The organism is Dyella lutea, from assembly GCF_024158035.1.
In the GTDB taxonomy this organism is placed as follows: Bacteria; Pseudomonadota; Gammaproteobacteria; order Xanthomonadales; family Rhodanobacteraceae; genus Dyella_A; species Dyella_A lutea.
In genome coordinates, this window is sequence record NZ_JAMZEK010000001.1 from 1343883 (window position 1) to 1363145 (window position 19263).

15 protein-coding genes are annotated in these 19263 nt (G+C 71.1%); 3 read left to right on the forward strand and 12 right to left on the reverse strand.

Annotated features, from left to right (window positions below):
• Positions 1-37 precede the first annotated feature (37 nt).
• The 3 genes from NC595_RS05905 to NC595_RS05915 all read right to left on the reverse strand — a co-directional run bounded on the left by NC595_RS05905 (position 38) and on the right by NC595_RS05915 (position 3623).
• Complete coding sequence (locus NC595_RS05905) at positions 38-892, reverse strand: MIP/aquaporin family protein (protein ID WP_253565348.1); 855 nt, start codon at positions 890-892, stop codon at positions 38-40.
• 195 nt (positions 893-1087) lie between these two features.
• Entirely contained in the window at positions 1088-2614 is a 1527-nt protein-coding gene (gene glpD / locus NC595_RS05910; protein ID WP_253565349.1) for a glycerol-3-phosphate dehydrogenase, read from the reverse strand.
• A 232-nt stretch (positions 2615-2846) separates the two neighbouring features.
• Entirely contained in the window at positions 2847-3623 is a 777-nt protein-coding gene (locus NC595_RS05915; RefSeq protein WP_253565350.1) for a DeoR/GlpR family DNA-binding transcription regulator, read from the reverse strand.
• 147 nt (positions 3624-3770) lie between these two features.
• On the opposite strand from NC595_RS05915, the gene NC595_RS05920 reads away from it, so the two are divergent.
• On the forward strand, positions 3771-4316 hold the full coding sequence (locus NC595_RS05920; protein WP_253565351.1) for a type 1 glutamine amidotransferase domain-containing protein: 546 nt from the start codon (positions 3771-3773) through the stop codon (positions 4314-4316).
• 34 nt (positions 4317-4350) lie between these two features.
• Here NC595_RS05920 and fusA read toward each other — a convergent pair whose 3' ends face one another.
• Entirely contained in the window at positions 4351-6402 is a 2052-nt protein-coding gene (gene fusA, locus NC595_RS05925; protein WP_253565352.1) for an elongation factor G, read from the reverse strand.
• A gap of 438 nt (positions 6403-6840) precedes the next feature.
• Here fusA and NC595_RS05930 point away from each other — a divergent pair, with 438 nt between their 5' ends.
• Entirely contained in the window at positions 6841-7884 is a 1044-nt protein-coding gene (locus tag NC595_RS05930; RefSeq protein WP_253565353.1) for a hypothetical protein, read from the forward strand.
• 32 nt (positions 7885-7916) lie between these two features.
• Positions 7917-9917 carry a hypothetical protein gene (locus tag NC595_RS05935; RefSeq protein WP_253565354.1) on the forward strand — a complete coding sequence of 667 codons (2001 nt, stop codon included), beginning with the start codon at positions 7917-7919 and terminating at the stop codon, positions 9915-9917.
• A gap of 4 nt (positions 9918-9921) precedes the next feature.
• Here NC595_RS05935 and NC595_RS05940 read toward each other — a convergent pair whose 3' ends face one another.
• The 8 genes from NC595_RS05940 to NC595_RS05975 all read right to left on the reverse strand — a co-directional run bounded on the left by NC595_RS05940 (position 9922) and on the right by NC595_RS05975 (position 19162).
• Positions 9922-10488, reverse strand: a complete 567-nt coding sequence (locus NC595_RS05940) for a gamma-glutamylcyclotransferase (RefSeq protein ID WP_253565355.1) — start codon at positions 10486-10488, stop codon at positions 9922-9924.
• 19 nt (positions 10489-10507) lie between these two features.
• The gene (locus NC595_RS05945; RefSeq protein ID WP_253565356.1) at positions 10508-10957 is read right to left on the reverse strand and encodes a MarR family winged helix-turn-helix transcriptional regulator; all 450 of its coding nucleotides are present in this window, start codon (positions 10955-10957) and stop codon (positions 10508-10510) included.
• 90 nt (positions 10958-11047) lie between these two features.
• A complete protein-coding gene (locus tag NC595_RS05950; RefSeq protein WP_253565357.1) occupies positions 11048-12142 on the reverse strand; it encodes an alkene reductase in 1095 nt (364 codons plus the stop codon).
• 124 nt (positions 12143-12266) lie between these two features.
• A complete protein-coding gene (locus NC595_RS05955) occupies positions 12267-13436 on the reverse strand; it encodes an FAD-binding domain-containing protein (protein ID WP_253565358.1) in 1170 nt (389 codons plus the stop codon).
• A complete protein-coding gene (locus tag NC595_RS05960) occupies positions 13433-14962 on the reverse strand; it encodes a cryptochrome/deoxyribodipyrimidine photo-lyase family protein (RefSeq protein WP_253565359.1) in 1530 nt (509 codons plus the stop codon). The genes NC595_RS05955 and NC595_RS05960 overlap by 4 nt, the downstream gene beginning before the upstream one ends.
• A gap of 51 nt (positions 14963-15013) precedes the next feature.
• Entirely contained in the window at positions 15014-17260 is a 2247-nt protein-coding gene (locus NC595_RS05965) for a xanthine dehydrogenase family protein molybdopterin-binding subunit (protein ID WP_253565360.1), read from the reverse strand.
• The gene (locus tag NC595_RS05970) at positions 17257-17787 is read right to left on the reverse strand and encodes a (2Fe-2S)-binding protein (protein ID WP_253565361.1); all 531 of its coding nucleotides are present in this window, start codon (positions 17785-17787) and stop codon (positions 17257-17259) included. Before NC595_RS05970 ends, NC595_RS05965 begins: the two co-directional genes overlap by 4 nt.
• A gap of 49 nt (positions 17788-17836) precedes the next feature.
• Complete coding sequence (locus NC595_RS05975) at positions 17837-19162, reverse strand: APC family permease (RefSeq protein ID WP_253565362.1); 1326 nt, start codon at positions 19160-19162, stop codon at positions 17837-17839.
• Positions 19163-19263: the final 101 nt, after the last annotated feature.

Sequence of the window (19263 nt, forward strand, 5' to 3'; positions counted from 1 at the left end):
TACCAGACGGGGCCGGCAGGGTCGGGTGGGAAGCGGCTCAGGCGATCACGTCGGACGTCGACGCCGGTCGGACGCGCCCGCCCGCCGCTTGCGTCGCCTCGGCCAGCGCGCGCCGCCGCGCCGGCAGGAACGGGTAGATCAGCCAGCGATACGCGCCGCCCCCGATCACGCCGCCGATCAGAGGGCCGACGATGGGGATCCACCAGTAGTTGTCCGGCGACGGCAGCGCCGACTCGCCCCAGCCGGCGAAGAACGCGAACAGCCGCGGGCCGAAGTCGCGCGCCGGGTTGATCGCCCACGCTTCCAGATAGCCCATCGAGGCGCCGATGGTCGCCACCAGCAGGCCGATGATCAGCGCACCGGAGTTCGCGCCCGGCGCCATCTCGTTGTACTGCTCGGTGATCGCGAAGATGCCGAACAGCAGGAACGCGGTGAGCACGATCTGGTCCATCAGCGCGTGCATCGGGGTGATCGCCAGCCCCGGATGGGTGAAGAACACGCCCGCCGCGCCGCCGGTGACGCGGGTCAGCTGGTGGGTGGCGTTGAAGTGGTCGATCACCGGCTGGAACAGCAGGTACACGATCGCCGCGCCGAGGAACGCACCGATCACCTGCGCCACCCAGTACGGCAGCACCTTCTTCCACGGGAAGCCGCGGAAGACCGCCAGCGCCAGCGTCACCGCCGGGTTGGCGTGGGTGCCGGAGACCGAGCCGGTGACGTAGATCGCCAGCGTCACCGCCAGGCCCCAGGCCATGCACACGCCCCAGTAGGCGTTGACGTAGGGGCTGGGGTCGTACAGCACGTACATGCAGGCGACCGAATCGCCCAGCGCAATGATGATGAAGATGGCGACGGCCTCGGAGATCAGCTCGCCCAGCAGTTCGCGGCTCATGCGCTGGCCTCCCGGTGCGGATCGGGACGGTGGCCCGGGCGGCGGGTGGATGGCAGGCGTCGGGTGGCTTCGCGTTTGGACATGGTGATCTCCCTCTGGTGGCGGGTAGATGGCGCCGGTCCCCACCGGACGCCATCTACCCTGGTTCGGGGGCCGGTTGTTCCGGCCCGGTCCGATGACGGCGTGACCGTCCGGTCACGCCGGGTGTCTGTGGTCTCCCGGTGGATCGGTGGCCGCACTGCGGGCGGCCAGGTAGGCGTCCAGGCGCTCCGCGCCGGCGCGGTCGATGCGCAGGCCGAGCTTGCTGCGTCGCCAGAGCACGTCCTCGACGTCGTGCGCCCACTCGTGGTCGCGCAGGTAGTCCACTTCGGCCTGGTACAGGTCTGCGCCGAAGTGCCTGCCGAGGTCGGCGATGGAGCTGGCCTGGCCAAGCAGCGTGGCGCTGCGGGTGCCGTAGTTGTGCACCAGCCGCCATGCCATGGCGTCGGGCAGCCATGGATGGCGCTGCTGCAGTTCGCGCTGCAGCGCCTCGACGTCGCGGCGCTCGCCGCCGGGCAGCGGGCGGTCGGCGCGGCTGGTCCAGGCACCGCGGGTGGGCAGGATCGCGGCGAGCTGGTCGACCGCCTCCTCGCCCAGGCGGCGGTAGGTAGTCAGCTTGCCGCCGAACACGTTGAGCAGCGGAGCGCCGTCGGTGTCCAGCTCGAGCTGGTAGTCGCGGGTGATCTCCGAGGCGTTGTCTTCCTCGTCGTCGAGCAGCGGGCGCACCCCGCTGTAGCTCCACACCACGTCCTCGGGCGTGATCTGGCGGCGGAAGTACCGGTTGGCGGCGTCGCACAGGTAGCGGGTTTCCTGCGGATCGATGCGGGGCGCCGCCGGGTCGCCGGTGTACTCCAGGTCGGTGGTGCCGATCAGCGTGTAGTCGTGCTCGTAGGGAATGGCGAACACGATGCGCCGGTCCGGCTGCTGGAAGATGTAAGCGTGGTCGTGCTCGAATATCTGCGGCACCACGATGTGGCTGCCTTTCACCAGCCGCAGCGCGTGCGAGTGGCCGACGCCGGCTACCTGGTCGAGGAAATCGACCGCCCACGGCCCGGCTGCGTTGACCAGCACCTTCGCCCTGACCGTACGGCGCTGGCCGTCCCGGGCGACCAGCTCCGCCTCCCAGCTGGTCGCGGTGCGGCGGGCGTGGCTGCAGCGGGTGCGCGGCAGGATGGTGGCGCCCAGCGCCTGCGCATCCATCGCGTTGAGCACCACCAGGCGGGCGTCCTGTACCCAGGCGTCGGAGTAGACGAAGCCGGTGTGGAAGCTGTCGCGCAGCGGCGGTCCGGCCGGGTGATCGGCCAGCCGCACCCGCCGCGATCCGGCGAGGCTGCGCTTGCCGCGCCCCAGGTGGTCGTACAGGAACAGGCCAAGCCGGATCATCCAGGCCGGGCGCAGGTGGGATTGGTGTGGCAGCACGAAGCGCAGCGGCCAGATGATGTGCGGCGCGGCGCGCAGCAGCACCTCGCGTTCGGCCAGGGCCTTGCCGACCAGTGCGAATTCGAACTGCTCCAGATAGCGCAGGCCGCCGTGGATCAGCTTGGTGCTGGCGCTGGAGGTATGCGCGGCCAGGTCGTCGCGTTCGCACAGGCAGACCGACAGGCCGCGGCCAGCGGCGTCGCGGGCGATGCCGGCGCCGTTGATGCCACCGCCGACCACCAGAACGTCGAACTGTTCGAGCATGTTCACCCTCGTTCGTTCATGCCGCTATTTTGGGATATTTGCGCGACCTGAACCAAAAGCGGCGCTTCACGTGCGAAATATCCGAGATGAATGTTCGTATTAATTCGAAAACGAACTTAAGCAAACATCTTTGCCGGTTGCACGCTGCACCGCAGCGCGAACGAACGCAGCCGCGCGAAGCGGACCGCACGCATGGCGGCGGAGCGAGGCGTGGGGGCGGTGGGCGGAAGAGTCAGGCGGTGTCGGCTACGTGCAGCTGCACCCCGGCCTCGGCCGCCATGGCGGCGAATTCCTCCGGCGGCGGCCGGTCGGTGAACCAGGCGCCGACCGCGGAGAGGTGGCCGAGCTTGACCAGCGCGTTGCGGCCCAGCTTGCTCTGGTCCGCGGCCAGGTAGACCTGGCGCGAGTGCCGGATGATCGCCTGCGCCACGCGCACTTCCTGCAGGTCGAAGTCCAGCAGGGTGCCGTCCGCTTCGATGCCGGAAATGCCGATCACGCCGAAGTCGACCTTGAACTGGCTCACCAGGTCGATCGCCGGCTGGCCGGTCACGCCGTGGTCGCGGCCGCGCACGACGCCGCCGGCGACGATCACCTCGAAGCTGGGGTTGTCGCTGAGCATGATCGCCACGTTCAGGTTGTTGGTGATCACGCGCAGGCCGCTGTGGCCCATCAGTGCGCGGGCGACTTCCTCGTTGGTGGTGCCGAGGTTGATGAACAGCGAGGCGTCGTCGGGAATGTGCGAGGCCACCAGCGCAGCGATCCGCCGCTTCTCGTCCTGCTGCAGGTTCTGGCGCGTGGCGTAGGCGACGTTCTCGACACTGGAAGGCAGGCTGACGCCACCGTGGTAGCGCCGGAGCAGGCCGGCATCGCACAGCATCCCCAGGTCGCGGCGGATGGTCTGGGGAGTCACCTCGAAGCGGCTGGCCAGCGCTTCGACGGTGGCGAAGCCCTCTTTGCGGACCTGCGCCATCAGCTGCTGCTGCCTCGGGTTGAGTTCCAGTTCGCTCATCTGTTTGACCGTGGGAGCCTGCGCGAAATGGTAGCGCACGCTGCCACGACCCCGTTGGCGCGGATCACGCCGCGACCACGGGAAGCGGACGCGTGCGTCACCCGCAGTCGGGCACGATCAATGATCGAACCCGCGAAGGAGTACGCCATGAATGAGTCTTCCCTGGTGGGCCGTCGCATCGCTGTCCTGGCGACCGACGGCTTCGAGCACAGCGAATTGACCGAACCTAAGCGCTTGCTGGAGGCTGCCGGCGCGCGCGTGGACGTGATCGCACCGGATGGATCGAAGCAGATCCGCGGCTGGAAGGGCGGCGACTGGGCCGGTTCGGTGAAGGTTGATATGCCGCTGGCCAAGGCGCAGGTCGGGGATTTCGACGCGCTGGTTCTGCCCGGCGGAGTGATCAATCCGGACCAGCTGCGGCTGCGCGAGGAGGCGATCGCCTTCATCCGCGACTTCGGCACCTCCGGCAAGCCGGTCGCCGCGATCTGCCATGGGCCGTGGACGCTGATCGACGCCGGGCTGGTGATGGGGCGCAAGGTCACCTCGTGGCCGTCGCTGCGCAACGATCTGGAGAATGCCGGCGCGCAATGGCGGGACGAGGCGGTGGTGGCCGACGGCACGCTGATCACCAGCCGCAAGCCGGACGACATCCCGGCTTTCACCGAGGCGCTGATCGAACGGCTGGCCGCCTGAGGCCGGCGCCAGGACGGGCGCCGGCGGTCCCGGCTCAGTCCTCGTCCGGGTGCGGGCGCCACGTTTCGCGCAGTTGCTTCTGCATCGCCGGCGGCGCCGGTTCGTAATGACTCAGTTCCATGCCGTAGCGGCCGCGCCCGGCGGTGACCGCACGCAGTTCGGTGGCGTAGTCGGCCAGCTCGGCCAGCGGCGCGAGGGCGCGGATCAGCAGTTCGCCGCCGCGCTGCAGGTCGGTGCCGAGGATGCGCGCGCGCTTGCCGGCAAGGCTGCCGGTGATGTCGCCCACGTGCGCCTCCGGAATCGCCACCTCCAGCGACACGATCGGCTCAAGCACCACCGGCTGCGCCTTGCCCACCGCGTCGAGGAAGGCCTTGCGCCCGGCGGTGATGAAGGCGACTTCCTTGGAGTCGACCGAGTGGTGCTTGCCGTCCAGCACGGTCACGCGGACGTCCTGCAGCGGAAAGCCGGCGACCGCACCGTGGTCCATCGCCTGGCGCACGCCTTTCTCGATCGCCGGCAGGAACTGGCCGGGGATCGCGCCGCCCTTCACCGCGTCGACGAAGGCGAAGCCGGTGCCGCGCTCCAGCGGCTCGACCCGCAGCAGCACCTCGCCGAACTGGCCGGCGCCGCCGGTCTGCTTCTTGTGCCGGTGGTGGCCGTCGGCGCTGGTGGTGATGGTTTCGCGATAGGCGATCCGCGGAGGGTGGGTGATCACCTCCACGCCGTAACGTTCGCGCATGCGCTCCAGCGCGATCGACAGGTGCAGCTCGGAGAGTCCGCGCAGCACGGTCTCGTTGAGTTCGCGCCGATGCTCCACGCGCAGGCAGGGATCCTCCTCGGCCAGTCGCGCCAGTGCCAGCGCCAGCTTCTGCTCCTGGCCCTTGTGCCTCGGCTCCAGCGCCAGGCCGGCCATCGGCTGCGGATAGGCCATAGGTACGAGGTGGATGCGGTCCTCGTCGTGCGAATCGTGCAGCACGGCGTCGAAGTGGATCTCCTCGACCTTGGCCACCGCCGCCATGTCGCCGGGCACCGCCTGCTCGATCTCCACGTGCCGGTTGCCCTCGAGCCGCAGCAGGTGGGCGACGCGGAACGGCTTGCGGCCATCGTCGACGAACAGCTGCGTGTCGCGGCGCACCGTGCCCTGCCACACGCGGAACACGCCAAGCTTGCCGACGAACGGGTCGTTGACGATCTTGAACACGTCGGCGATCACGTGCTGCGCCGGGTCGGCGGCGACCGGCACCGGCTTGTCCTGCGCATCGAGGAAGGGTGGCGGGTTGGCTTCGCCCGGGTGCGGCAGCAGCCGCACGGCCAGATCCAGGAATTCGCGCACGCCGGCGCCCGAGCGCGCGCTCACGAAACAGATCGGCACCAGGTGCCGTTCGCGCAGGCACTGCTCGAAGGCATCGTGCAACTGCTGCGGCGTGATCGCGTCCTCGCCGGTGTCCAGGTAGGCCCCCATCACCGTCTCGTTGATCTCCACCACCTGGTCGATCAGCTGCTGGTGCGCCTCGGCCAGCGAGGAGAAGTCGGTGTCGCCCTCGCGCTGGAAGAACGCGTCGCGCACCTCGGTGCCGCCCGCGGCGGGCAGGTTCACCGGCAGGCATTCGCGGCCGAACGCCTCGCGCAGGGCCTCCACCAGCGCGGGCAGCGCGGCGGCGTCGCTGTCGATGCGGTTGACCACCAGCACGCAGGCCAGGCCGCGCTGGCGCGCGTGCTCGATCATGCGTCGCGCGCCGTGCTCGATGCCGTTGGCGGCGTTGACCACCACCGCGACCGTGTCCACCGCGGCCAGCGCGGCGAGGGCCGGGCCGCGGAAATCGGCGTAGCCGGGGGTGTCGATCAGCTGGATGCGGCAGTCGCCGTGCATCAGCGAAGCCAGGCAGGTGTCGATGGAGTGGCCGCGTGCCTTCTCCTGCACGTCGGTATCGGAGAAGGTGTTGCCGCGCTCGATCGTGCCCTGGGCCTGGATCACGCCGGCGGCGTACAGCAGGGCTTCGAACAGGCTGGTCTTGCCGCTGCCGGCGTGGCCGGCCAGGGCGATGTTGCGGATGTTTTCGGTAGGAACCACGGGCGGCGCGTTCATGACGCTCTCCCGTGCCGTTCGATCCCGGTTGGTCGGCGGCCGGTCCACCGCGCTGGACGCGGCGACCGGCGTGCTTGGCTGGCGGGAAGCTTGCTCCTCGATACGGACATGACAGGACCCTCCTGCGCGCGAACGCGGGTCCCGAGCCGGCGTCGACGGCGCCGCACGAGGCCGCATGGCGCGGCGAACGTTGACGGGCCGTCATGGTCGTCCGCGGCGCGCGTGCGTCCGGGCGGTCATGGCGGAGAGAAGCGGCGGAAGCCGCCCGGCGAGGGTTCTCCCATCGGGCGCCGCGGTCAAGGGGCCAGGGCGTCGCAGGGAACCCGGCGCGCTGCCGAGGGTCCGTAAGACCTCGCGGTTCGACCGGGGCGGAGTCCGATCCGCGCGTTGCCGGAAACCGCCTCATCGCCCCCGAGGTCGCCCATCGAACCCACGCCTTTGCCCGACCCGCACCGCTGGACGCCGCCGCCCGGGTTGGCTCCGCTGGACGATGACACGCGTGCCCTGCTGCAGCGCCTGCGCCGTCGTCCCTGGCCGCGCGGGCGTCGGCGGCGGCTGTTCGCCTGGGCCGCGGTGGCGCTGCTGCACGGGTTCTTCGCGCTGGTGCTCTGGCAGGTCATGCAACCGCCGCCGGCGGCGCCGTTCGACGGCGGCGAGGTGGCTACGGATGCATCGGTGCTGCAGGTTCGGTTCATTCCCCGGGCGAGCCAGCCGGCCCCGCCCCCGCCCCCGCCCCCGGCCCTGCAGGCACCGCGGCGAGCCCCGCAGGTGCACGAGGCACCCAGGCACGATGCCATGCAGGTGGAGCCGACCGGGGCCGCACCGGCACCGGCCACGAGCGTGGCGCCGCGCCTGCCCTCGTTGTTCGACCGCGACGGTGTGGCGCGCCTGCCCGCGGCTTCGGCCAGCGCGTCCGCCCCCGTGCCGGAATACATCCAGCGCAAGCCCACCGGCGACATGCAGGTGATGCAGCACACCTCGCCGGTGCCCTACCGTTCGACCCGCTTCGAGCAGTATTTCCCGCCGCCGGGCGAGAATGCCGCGCAGGCGGGGCTGCGCAAACTGGTCGGAGCCCTGCAGGGCAAGGGGCCGAGCAGCAAGACGGTGAATCTCCCGCGCGGCGTGCACCTGAAGTGCAAGACCCTGCTGGGAGTTCCCACGCCGTTCTGCGGCCTGCCGCCGGCCCCGCCGCCGCCCAACGATGGCGACGAGCGCCTGAACATGCCGCCGCCACCGCTGGCGAAGGATCCGCATGCGCCGGCCCCGCCGTCGCTGGCCACTTGCATCGCAGCCTATCGTGCGCAGGGGCCGCTGCCCTACGGCTGTCCGGTCGACACGCCGGCACGTGCGGTGGACGAGGAGGTGCGCGATTGCGTCGCGCGCTATCGCGCCGGCAAGCGGCTGCCGACCTGGTGCCCGACCGATACCGCGCAACGCGCCAAGGGCCCGCCGGGCAGGGGGGGCAACGGCACGCCGCCCTGAGCGCGTCGCCCGTCGCCCGCTACACTTTCGGCATGCCGCCCCCGTCCCCGGATCGCGACGTCCCTCGCGCCATCGTCCTGTTGCAGTCGCCACGCGAAGCGGCCGAACAGGCGCGCGTGTATCGGCGGCGCACCCGGCAGAAACCGCGCGACCGCTGGCTGCGCATCGTTGCGCTGGTGGGCAGTCTGTGCGTGCACTTCGGCTTCCTGCTCGGCGTGATACTCGGGCCGGTCTACGTGCCCGACATACCCCCCGAGCAGCCCGGCGATGCGCTGCAGGTGCGGCTCATCGAGAAGAAGAAGGACGAGCCCCCGCCGCCTCCGCCGCCGCTCGGCGCGCTGCCGAAGAAGGTCGGGCCGGTGCACCGCGGCACCGCCCGTCGCGGCGCGGTGCGCGTCGCCCGTACCGCATCGCCCGCCTTGCCGGCGGTACCCGCGCCGAGCCCGCTGCCCGTGCCGTCGATCGAACCACCGGTGATCGACGCCGTAAAGCACACCGTGGTCCCCCGGCCGGACAAGGCCGTCGCCGCCAAGGCGCCGCCGGTTGCCGTGCCGAGGCCGGCGCCGACGCCGGACCTGCAGCCCGTGCCGCTGGCCGGTGAGCCGCCCACGGTCACCCTCGACACGCCGCCGATGGCCAAGCCGGTGCCGCCGAAGTTCCAGCCCGAGCCGCCGCGCAAGCCGCAGTTGGAGGGCAATCGGCCGATCCCGCCGCCCGCTTCCCTGGCGATGCCGGAGTTGCCACCGCAGTCGCCGCCGAAGCTGGCGCCGCCCATGCTGGCGCTGGATACCCGCGTGCCGGTGAGCCCCGCGCCGGCCAGCCTCGTCGTGGCACGCCCCGAGGTGACCGCCGCGCCGCCGGTACCGGATCTGGCGCCGGTGCCGCTGCCGGCCCAAGCGGCACCGACGGTGAACCTCGCGCCGCAGTTGACTCCGCCAAGTCCGGTGGTGACCGTGCAGCGTCCGTCGATCCGGGCCCCCGCGGTCGCCGTCGCCCCGGCCGAGCAGCCCGAGCTGGCCGCGGTGCCGGTGGCACCGCGGGCGCCGACCCTGAGCGACCAGCCGACGCCACTGGCGTTCACCGCGCCGCAGGTGGCGCCGCCGGCGGCGAAAGTCGCGGTGACCGTGGCCCGACCGGAGCTGTCGCCGGAGCCCGCCGAGGCGACGCCGAAGCCCGCCAGCGTTCCTGCCGCACCGGCGGTAGCTGCGAAGGCGGCAGTTGCGAGCGCACCCGCCGCCGAGGCGTCGTCACCCGCCAGTGCTGCGCACGCGGGCCAGACCGACGTGAGTTCCGCACCCGATGCCACGCCGCAGGGCAGCGATACCGCCACGCCCGGGTCGCCGCAGGGCGTGAAGCAGCCGTCGTCGCTGCTGATCGGCAAGGATGGCAGCATCATGCTGCCGACGCCCGGGCGGGGTGCGGGCAAGGCCCCCGGCGCGGTGGCGCAGGGCACTTCGGCGCAGGGGGCCGACCAGGGCATCGAGGGCAATCCGGCGCTGGGCCAGTACATCCAGCTGAGGCCGCATGGCGACACGCAGATCATGCGGCACCGCGCACCCGACATCGGCTATCGGCCGACCCGCTTCGACCAGGACTGGGCGCCGGAAGGCGAGAGTTCGATCGACAGCGCCTTGCGCCACGCGGTGGAGAAGACCACGGTCAAGCACACCTTCCATTTGCCGAGGGGCGTGCGCATCCAGTGCGTGGCCATGCCCTTGCTGCCGGTGGCGCTGCTGGGTTGTCGCAACCCCGATCCGCCCGCGAAGCCGCTAGAGCAGGCGATCTACAACCGGCTCAACCTGCCCGCCACCCCGCTCGCGCCACCCCCGCCTGCGCCTGCCACCGCGCCCGCGCCGGTGACACCGATCCGGCTGGACAACACGGTGCAGTGCGCCAGCGCCCGGGTCGCCGGAGCGCCGTTGCCGCCGGGCTGCGAGGATCCACTGGCTGCACCCCGAGCCGTGCCATCGCCTGCGCCAGCCAGTTCCTCCAACTGGGTGCCGGCCAGCGACCAGTTCCAGCCCGTGCACTGACGCCTCAGCGCGTGCTCAGTGCAAGCATGGCGCTCTCCAGCGCGAACACGTGGGGATCGTCGGCGCCGAGCGCGCGCAGCGACGCGGCCAGCCCGAGCAGGTAGTCGCGGTTGGGGCCACTGGGGCCTTCGGCGTTGGCGATCTGCCGGGCAATCACCGGCTCGGGTGCCGGTCCCAGCCATGCGCCATTGCCGGGAGGAGCGATGTAGGTAACGGCCCTGACACGGCTGCCGCCGCCCATTTCGAGCTCGACGGTCTCGCGCAGATAGCCGTTCTTCTCCCGCACGTCGAGGGCCGCAAGCGTGGCCGGGCGGATGCGGAAAGCCAGGCCCAGGCAGCGCGCGCCGGCCTCGCGGACAAGGGTGACCACCCGGCCCGGCGCCTCGGGCGTTCCGCGGTGGTCGTGCGAACCCTGCCAGAAGCGGCGCGCCCAGCCATGCAGTGCTGCCGGTCGCCGCTCCAGGCAGTCGAAGCCGGTCTTGTAGAGGATCGAGCCATAGCCGAACAGCCAGACGCTGTCGCGGTCGAGCAGGTCGGCCCGGTGTCGGTTGGCCAGGGTGGTGTCCAGCATGGGCGGCGGGTGCGGAGGATCAGTCGGCGGCGCGCGGGTGCACGGCCTCCACCAGCGCCAGCAACTGGTCGCGAAGCTGATCCATGCGGGCTGGCGGCAACTCGACCTGGCACTGCATGTACGAAGGCAGGCCGGCCGCCCGCTGTTTCAGCGCGCGGCCGCGCGGCGACAGTGTGATGCGCACGCGGCGCTCGTCCTCGGGGTCGCGCCGGCGGGCAAGCAGGCCGTTCGCCTCCATCCGCTTGAGCAGCGGGGTGAGCGTGCCCGAATCCAGCAGCAGCGCCTCGCCGATCTCGCCGACGGTGCGCGTGCGGTGTTCCCACAGCACCAGCATCACCAGGTACTGCGGATAGGTCAGTCCCAGTTCGTCGAGCATGGGACGGGCCAACCGGGTCATCCGGTTGCTCGCTGCGTAGAGTGCGAAGCACAGCTGCTGCTTGAGGCACAGCGAGGGCTGAGGATACGGCATGGGCGGGGCGGGACGGCGTGGCATGGGCGGCAGGGTGGCCCAGACCGGCGGCGCGGACAAGTCGTGGCGACCGGTCCGCGCCGCTGGCGGTCAGGTCAGTGCCGGATAGTCGGTGTAGCCCTTCGAGCCGCCGCCGTAGAGCGTGTCGCCGTCCAGCGGGTTCAGCGGCGCGCCCTCGCGCAACCGGCGCGGCAGGTCCGGATTGGCGATGAAGGCGCGGCCGAACGCCACCAGGTCGGCCTTGCCGCTGGCCACCGCGTCGATCGCCATGGCGCGGTCGTAGCCGTTGTTGACGATCCACGCGCCCGCGAACGGCTTGCGCATCGCGGCGTAGTCGAACGGCTGCGGTGCGCGGTTGCCGCCGGTCTCGCCCTCAATGACGTGGATGAAGGCCAGGTCCAGCGTGGCCAGCCGCTCCACCGCGCGGTTGAACAGCGCCTGCGGGTCGCTGTCGGCGATGTCGCCGAACGGGGTCAGCGGCGACAGGCGCACGCCGGTACGGCCGGCGCCGATCTCCTTCGCCACTGCTTCGCACACCTCGAACAGCAGGCGCGTGCGGTTCTCGATGCTGCCGCCGTAGGCGTCGGTGCGCCGGTTGGTCTTGTCGCGCAGGAACTGGTCGATCAGGTAGCCGTTGGCGCCATGCACCTCGACGCCGTCGAAGCCTGCCTCGATCGCGCGGCGCGCGGCGACGCGGTAGCTGTCGACCAGCGCGGGGATCTCCGCCAGCTCCATCGCGCGCGGTTCGGAGACGTCGCTGAAGCCCTCGGCGGTGAACACCTTGGCGTCGGCGCGGATCGCCGACGGCGCCACCGGCGCGTGGTCGCCGGGCTGCAACGACGTGTGCGAAATGCGCCCCACGTGCCACAGCTGCAGCACGATGCGGCCGCCGGCCGCGTGCACCGCATCGGTCACTTCCTTCCAGCTGGCCACCTGGGCGTCCGAATGGATTCCGGGGGTGGCGATGTAGCCCTGGCCCTCGGGCACCACCTGGGTGGCCTCGGCGATGATCAGGCCGGCGCTGGCGCGCTGGCTGTAGTAGGTCGCCTGCAGCGCGCCCACGGTGTTGCCATCGCCCGCGCGGTTGCGGGTGAGCGGGGCCATCACGATGCGGTTGGGCAGCTTCAGGTCGCCGACGGTGATCGGCTGGAACAACACGGAAACGTCGGCCGGACGGTCGGTCATGGGGACTCCTCGGGATGGGGGGAAAGACGGGCTCGAATGCGCTGCACGGGAGCTGGGGAGCGCCATTCATATTTCAAGCAATTGGATTGTACGCAATGGAAACGTGGTCGGATCGTGAGTACGCTCAGTCGGCGAGCCGGGTGCGTCGCCACCACTGCGAAAAGCTGCCGCAGGTGCCTGCCACTGACGTGAACAGCCGCGGGACGGGGTGCCATTGGATCCTCGTCCCGGCCGCGCCGAGCGCCTGGCGCAGGTGCGGATCGTCGATGGCATGCACGCCTCGTGCGTCGGCCAGCGCTGCGACCAGTGCCGGAGCACGAGCCAGCCAGAGCAGCGGCGCCAGCGCGCGCTGCCGTTCGGCGACGAACGACCAGCGCCGCGCCGACCACGGCCACCGCCGATGCCAGTCGGCGATCGCCACGGCCACGGGGAGGGTGTCGCCGGGCAGGTCCGCCGGCGCCGCACCCAGCGACCATGGGTGCACCAGCCATACGTCGCGTCCGTGCGCCGCGGCGGGATCGGGCGCGACGTAGCCGTGTGCGGCGGGCGGGCCGTCGAGAAGCGGTGGTTCGCTCTCGCCCAGGGCATCGCCGCGGGCTCCCGCGGCCACGGCTACGGGATCGCGGGCGATCCGGTCGAGCGCCTCGTAGCTGCAGTCGATCGGAGTGCCGCTGCTGTGCCAGTTGCGCGGGGCGTATTTCGCCACGTTGGCCGCGTTGAACAGGTACGGCTTGTGGCTGCCGGTGCCGGCCACCCACTGCCAGCTCAGGTGATTGCTGGCCAGGTCGCCATCGAGCAGGTGCCCGTAGAGCCAGTCCGCGCCGGTGCGCCAGTGCACCTTGCGCAGGTGCACTACGTAGCTGGCCAGCCACATGCGGGCGTGGTTGTGCAGGTAGCCGGTGGCATACAGCGTGGCCACCGCGCGGTCGATCGCCGGCACGCCGGTGTGGCCCTGGCGGATGTCCGCGGGAAGGGCATCCGCATAGCTGGAGTCCGGCAACGGGCCGGCGTGCAGCGAGTCGAGGATCGCCTCGCCGCGGCGTTCCCACACGTGATGGAAGTACTCGCGCCAGCCGAATTCGTAGACCAGCTTGTGCTGCGGATCCAGCAGATGGCGGGCGACGATCCCGGCATGGGCTTCCGGCAACGTGAGCACACCGTGGGTGAGGTAGGGCGAAAGCCGGGTGACCGCGCCGTCGAGGGCGTTGCGGCTGCGCGCGTAGTCGGCCGGACGCACCGCGGCGAGCCGGGCGAGGGCGGCTTCGCGGGTGGGCGGGAAGTCGTCCGAGGTCATTCGAACAGGTCGGCCTGCGGCGACGGCGCCGTGGCGCGCCGCCGCCGCCGGGTGCTGGTGGGCAGGCCGCTGCGGCGCGAACCGTGGCGGCCCTGGATCGCGTCGGCCTCGGCGCGGGCGCACGGGTCGCGTCGTACGGCGTAAAGCCGCTCGCGCGCGCGGGCCAGGGCGGCCTTCTCCTCGACCAGCGGGGCTGGATAGTCGCGGCCGATCACGCAACCGGCGGCGCGCTGCTGCGCCGGCTCCATCCGCCACGGCTCGGCCAGCAACGGCAGCGGCACGTGCGCCAGTTCCGGCACCCAGCGGCGGATGAAGTGACCGCCCGGATCGTGGTCGCGCGCCTGCTTGGCCGGGGAGTACATGCGCAACGTGTTGATGCCGGTGGTACCGCTCTGCATCTGCATCTGGCTCCAGTGGATACCGGCCTCGTAATCGAGGAACTGGCGCGCCAGGAACAGCCCCGGTTCGCGCCAGTGCAGCCACAGGTGGTAGGCGGAGAAACTCGCCAGCATCGCCCGCATGCGGAAGTTGAGCCAGCCGGTGGCGCGCAGCGAGCGCATGCAGGCGTCGACCATCGGATAGCCGGTGGCGCCGGCGCACCACGCCTCGAAGCGCTCGTGGTCGAACTCGCCCTCGCGCAGGCCGTCGGTCGCCCGGGCCAGGTTGCGGAACTCCAGCGAGGGCTGGCTCTCCAGCTTCTGCATGAAGTGGCAGTGCCAGCGCAGCCGCCCGGCGAAACCGCGCAGGGCGCGGCGCACATCGGTGTCATCCCGGGTTGCCATGGCCGCCACGGTGGCTTGGTGCACCTGGCGCATCGACAGCATGCCGAAGGCGAGGTAGGGGCTGAGCCGGCTGCCGCCGCGCTCGGCGCGCAGCGGACTGGAGATCGACGCCAAGTAGTCGTGGCCGCGGTGCGCGAGGAAGCTCGCGAGCGTCGCTTCGGCCGTGGCCTCGCCGGCCATCTGCAACTGCTTGCCGTGCGGTTCGAGACCCAGCCGGGCGAGGTCGGGAAGATCCTGCGGCTCGAGACACGCTTCGCCGCGGAAGCCCGTGGGCGTGGGCACCTGCGGGGCGTCCATTCGTGCCTGCCAGCACCGGGCCCAGCCATCGCGCGAGCGCAGGCTGCGCACCGCGCCGGTCTGGGTGAACTCCATCCAGGCCACGCTATGGCGACGGCACCAGGCGGCCACGGCCTGGTCGCGACGGTAGCTCCAGCCGGAGCCGGTTTCCTCGTGGCTGAGCAGCTCATCGAAGGGGAACCGCGTGCGCAGCCGCTCGAACACGCTGCACGCCTCGCCCACCTCGACCAGCAGCGGTAGGCCGCGCGCAGCGAGCGCCCGTCGCAGTTGTGCCAGGCCCTCCAGTGCGAACGCGACGTGGGCGGACGAACCCTCCGGGCTGGCCAGCCAGTCCGGTTCGATCAGGTAGATCGCCGCGGCTGCGTCGGCCTGTGCGGCCTTGGCCAGCGGCGCGTGGTCGCGCAGGCGCAGGTCGCGCTTGAACCAGACAAGGGAGCGATGAGGCATGTGCCTCAATACGCGCGTGACGGTCCTTCCGATGCCTGCGGCCACCTGCGCTCAGAGCAGCCGCAGCAGCTCCTTCATCAGGGGCAGCCGGCGCACGCGCACGGCGGTGGCGCGGAACACGGCGTTGGCGAGCGCGGGTGCGGCGGTCGGCATGGCCAGGAAGCTGGCGCCGGCGGGCGGCCGGTCATTGTCCGCGATCACCACGACTTCCACCGCATTCGGCAATTGCGCCATGCCGGCCAGGCCGTAGGCGCTCCAGTCGCGTTGCTGCACCTGGCCATCCCTGACGGTGATCGCCTGGTTTAGCGCCTGGCCGAGCGCGTCCAGCGTGGCGCCGGCGAGCTGGCCTTCCAGCCCGATGGGGTTGATCGCGCGGCCGATGTCGGCCACGCAGACTGCGCGCTCGATGGTGAGCTGCTCGCCCTGCATCGAGGCTTCCATCGCGTGGGCGACGTAGGCGCCGTCCATGTACCAGGCGGCAATGCCCAGGCCGTTGACGGTATGCAGCCAGGTCGGCCAGTCGATGCGTTCGGCGGCCAGTTTCAGCACGTTGGCCAGTCGGCCGGTGTCCAGCGCACCGCCGCCGGGCAGCGGCAGCTGGCGCGGCTCGCCGATCACCCGCAGGCGGGTGTCCAGCGGGTTTTCGCGCATCACGTGGGCGATCTCGTCGATGAAGCTTTCCACGGCGAAGGCCTGCGCCGTATCGGGCATGCCGCGCATGGGGCCGCGCGGCGTGGTGGCCTTTAGTGCATACCAGTCCAGCCGGAAGTTCGGCACCAGGCCGGCCGGGAGATGGCCCGGGTTGGCTTCGGCGATCCCCAGCCGGTCGTCCGGCACGCCACGGCCGGCCAGTGCCGGTGCGGTGGCGAAGCGATGGTTCCAGGCCAGCAGCTGGCGTCTGCGGCCGATGATCGCCTGCATCGCATGCACGCTGCCGGAGCGGTAGAAGTCGTGCGCAAGATCGTCCTCGCGCGTCCACAGCAGCCGTACCGGCTTGTCCAGCATCTTGCCCAGCATCACCGCCTCGGCCACGTAATCGTGGTCGAGGCGGCGGCCGTAGCCGCCGCCGACACGCGGCACGCGGATGGTGATCTGCGCAGGCGACAGGCCGGTGAGCCGCTGCACCACGGCCAGCGCCTGCTGCGGTGCCTGGGTCGGGACGACCAGCTCGGCGCGATCCTTGTCGATCCGCGCGAAACAGTTCATCGGCTCGGCCGTGGCATGCGCCAGCCACGGCTGAACGTAGGTGGCCTCGATGCGGCGGGCGGCCTTCTTGCTGGCGGCGTCGACGTCGCCGTCGTTGCGCATGCGCAGAGCCGGCACGCCGTCACCGGCGAGCTGGGTCTGCGCCTGCTGCTCGATGGCGGCGGTGGACTCGCCCGCGGATGCGCCGGGCTTCCATTTAAGTTCGAGTGCGGCGCGGCCACGCAGTGCTGCCCAGGTGCTTTCCGCCACCACCGCGACGGCGACGCAGCGCGGCGTGGTCCCAAGGGGCTGATCTTTTTCCGGGGCCAGACGCAGGATCTTCTGCACGCCCTTGATCGCCAGCGCCTTGGCCGTATCGATCCGGTCGAGGCTGCCATCCGGCCAGGGGCAGTGCGCCAGCACGGCCACCAGGGCGTCGTCGCTGACATGGTCGATGCCGAAGCGGGCCTGTCCGGTGACTACCGCACGGGCATCGGCGTCGCCGGCGCCCTTGCCGATCAGGGTGAAGCGGTCCGGCGTCTTCAGCGGCACGGGCGCCTTGGGCGGGTCGATCCTGGCGGCTGCCGCGGCGAGCTGGCCGTAGCCGAGGCGACGGCCGTCGCCGCTGATCACGTGGCCGGCTTCGCAGCGAAGCTGGTCGGCCGGCACGCCGAGCTGGCGCGCTGCCGCCTGCAGCAGCAGCCAGCGGGCCAGCGCACCGGCCGGGCGCAGATCGTTCCATGCCGACGGTACCGAGGTGCCGGTGCCGCCAAGCTGGTGGCCGTAGACGAAGCGGGTCTTGCCGTCGACCTGGGTCGTGTCCGGTCCCAGCGCGATCACCTTCACGCTCGACCAGTCGGCATCCATCTCGTCGGCGATGATGCGGGCCAGCGCGGTCGCCGCACCGGTGCCGGTTTCCGGGTCGCGCGCGCCGATCAGCACGCTGCCGTCGGCGTCCACGCGGACGTAAGCGCCCAGGCCATAAAGCTGGTCGCCGAGCCAGCCGGCGGGTATCGGTGCATCGGCGGCGTCGAGCCGCGGAATGCCGACCACCAGGGCGCCGGTGGCGCCGGCCAGCACCCGCAGGAAGCGGCGTCGCGACAGCCGGATCATGCCTGGCCTCCCTTGGCGGCGCGCTGGATCGCCTTGCGCACCCGGGTCTGGCAGCCGCAGCGGCAGAGGTTGGGCAGGCTGTCGATGTCGGCATCGCTCGGGTGCGGTTTGCGGCGGAGCAGGTCGACGCCGGCGATCAGCCAGCCCGGCGTGCAGTAGCCGCAGCCGATCGCGTCCTCGTCGATGAAGGCCTGCTGCAGCGGGTGCAGCTGGCCGTCGGGGCCGGCCAGTCCCTCCACGGTGACCACGGATTTCCCGGCCAGCCGGGCCATCGGCAGCGTGATTGCCGAAATCGCCTTGCCGTCCACCAGCACCAGATCGGCGCCGCCGGTGCCTTTGGCATCGGCGTACTTGGTGCCGGTCAGGCGCAGCACGTCCCGCAGATACCAGAGCAGCGGAAGTTCGGGGTCGCCGGTGTGGCGGAAGTCCTCGCCGTTGATGCGCAAGCCGATGCCGTCACGGACCTTCTCCGGCGTGACGGAGGCGTCCGGATTCGCCAGCAAACCCTGGTCCTGCAACTGCGCCATCAAACCGCTCCCGAGGATGATCCGGACATTCTCGCATCCCCTGCGATGCTTAGGGATGGGCGGGCCTGAACAGGTGTCGCCAGACGAAATACACCGGTGCCCCGGTCAGCATGATCAGCACACCGATGCCGGCATTGCGCGGATTGCTGCGCATGGTCTCGACCACCACCCAGCCGATCACGCCGACAAACAGCAGCGGCAGCAGCGGATAGCCGGGCACGCGGAAGCTGGTGGCGGCACCGTCGTGGCGGCGGTACCAGAACAGGGTCAGCACGCCGATCGCGCAGGCCAGCCAGTCGGCGAAGGTGGCATAGTCCAGCAGCTGGCCGTAGCTGCCCGAAGCCACCAGCACGATCGACCAGCCGGCGAGCAGCACGATCGCCAGGTTCGGCGTGCGATGCACCGGGTGCAGCCTTGCCACCGAGCGGAAGAACAGCCCGTCCTCACCCATCACCTGCAACACACGGGCGCCTGCCACCACGGTGATGTTGCAGAAGCCCAGGGTGGAGATGGCCACGCCCAGCGAGATCGCCTTGGCGCCGACAGTGCCGAACACCCGCTGCATCACGTCGGCCGCGGGGGCATGGCTGATGGCCAGACCCTCGTGGCCGAGCGCGGCCAGGTAGGCCACGTTGACCAGCGCGTAGGCGACGATCACCCCGAGCATGCCGAGGAACAGCGCGCGGGGCAGGGTGCGCTGAGGCTGATCGACTTCGCCGGCGAGGTTGTTGAGGTAGGTAAAGCCGGAATAGGCGAACAGCACCGGTAGCGCCGCGCCCATGAAGCCGACGCCGCGCCGCGCTTCGTCCACGCCCAGCACCGCATGCGCGCCCTGGCCCACGCCGGCCAGGTACAGACCGCAGCCGACCAGCACGGCGACCGCCGCCAGCTTGAGCACGGAGAAGGTGTTCTGGATCGTCGCGCCGAGGCGGATCCCGAACAGGTTGATGCCGGCGACGAAGGCCAGCGCGGCGACCGCCATTGGCGTCGAGGCCCGTGGCGGCAGGTCGAACAGGGCCGAGGCATAGCTGGCGAAGATGGTGGCCACCGCCGCGGTAGAGCCGGAGTAGATCACCAGCAGCATGGTCCAGCCGAACAGGAAGCCGGCCAGCGGACCGAAGGCTTCGCGCAGGTAGACGTAGATGCCGCCGGCGTTCGGCCGCCGCGCGCCGAGCTCGGCATAGCACAGCGCGCCGACCAGGGTCAGCAGTCCTGCCCCGACCCAGATCGCCAGCAGCGCGATGCCCGATTCGGTACGCGCCGCGGCCACGCCCGGATTGAGGAAGATGCCGCCACCGATGATGCCGCCGATGACGACCATTGCCGCGTCGCCCAGGCGCATGTTGCGCAGGTATCCGTTCGGGGTATTGGGCATGCGCGGGCGATCCATTCGCGGGAGGCGGGAGAGGAGGCCGCATCATGTCGGTCCGCGGCAAGGGCAGCAAGCGCCTACGCCCCCTGTAGGCTCATGCTGAC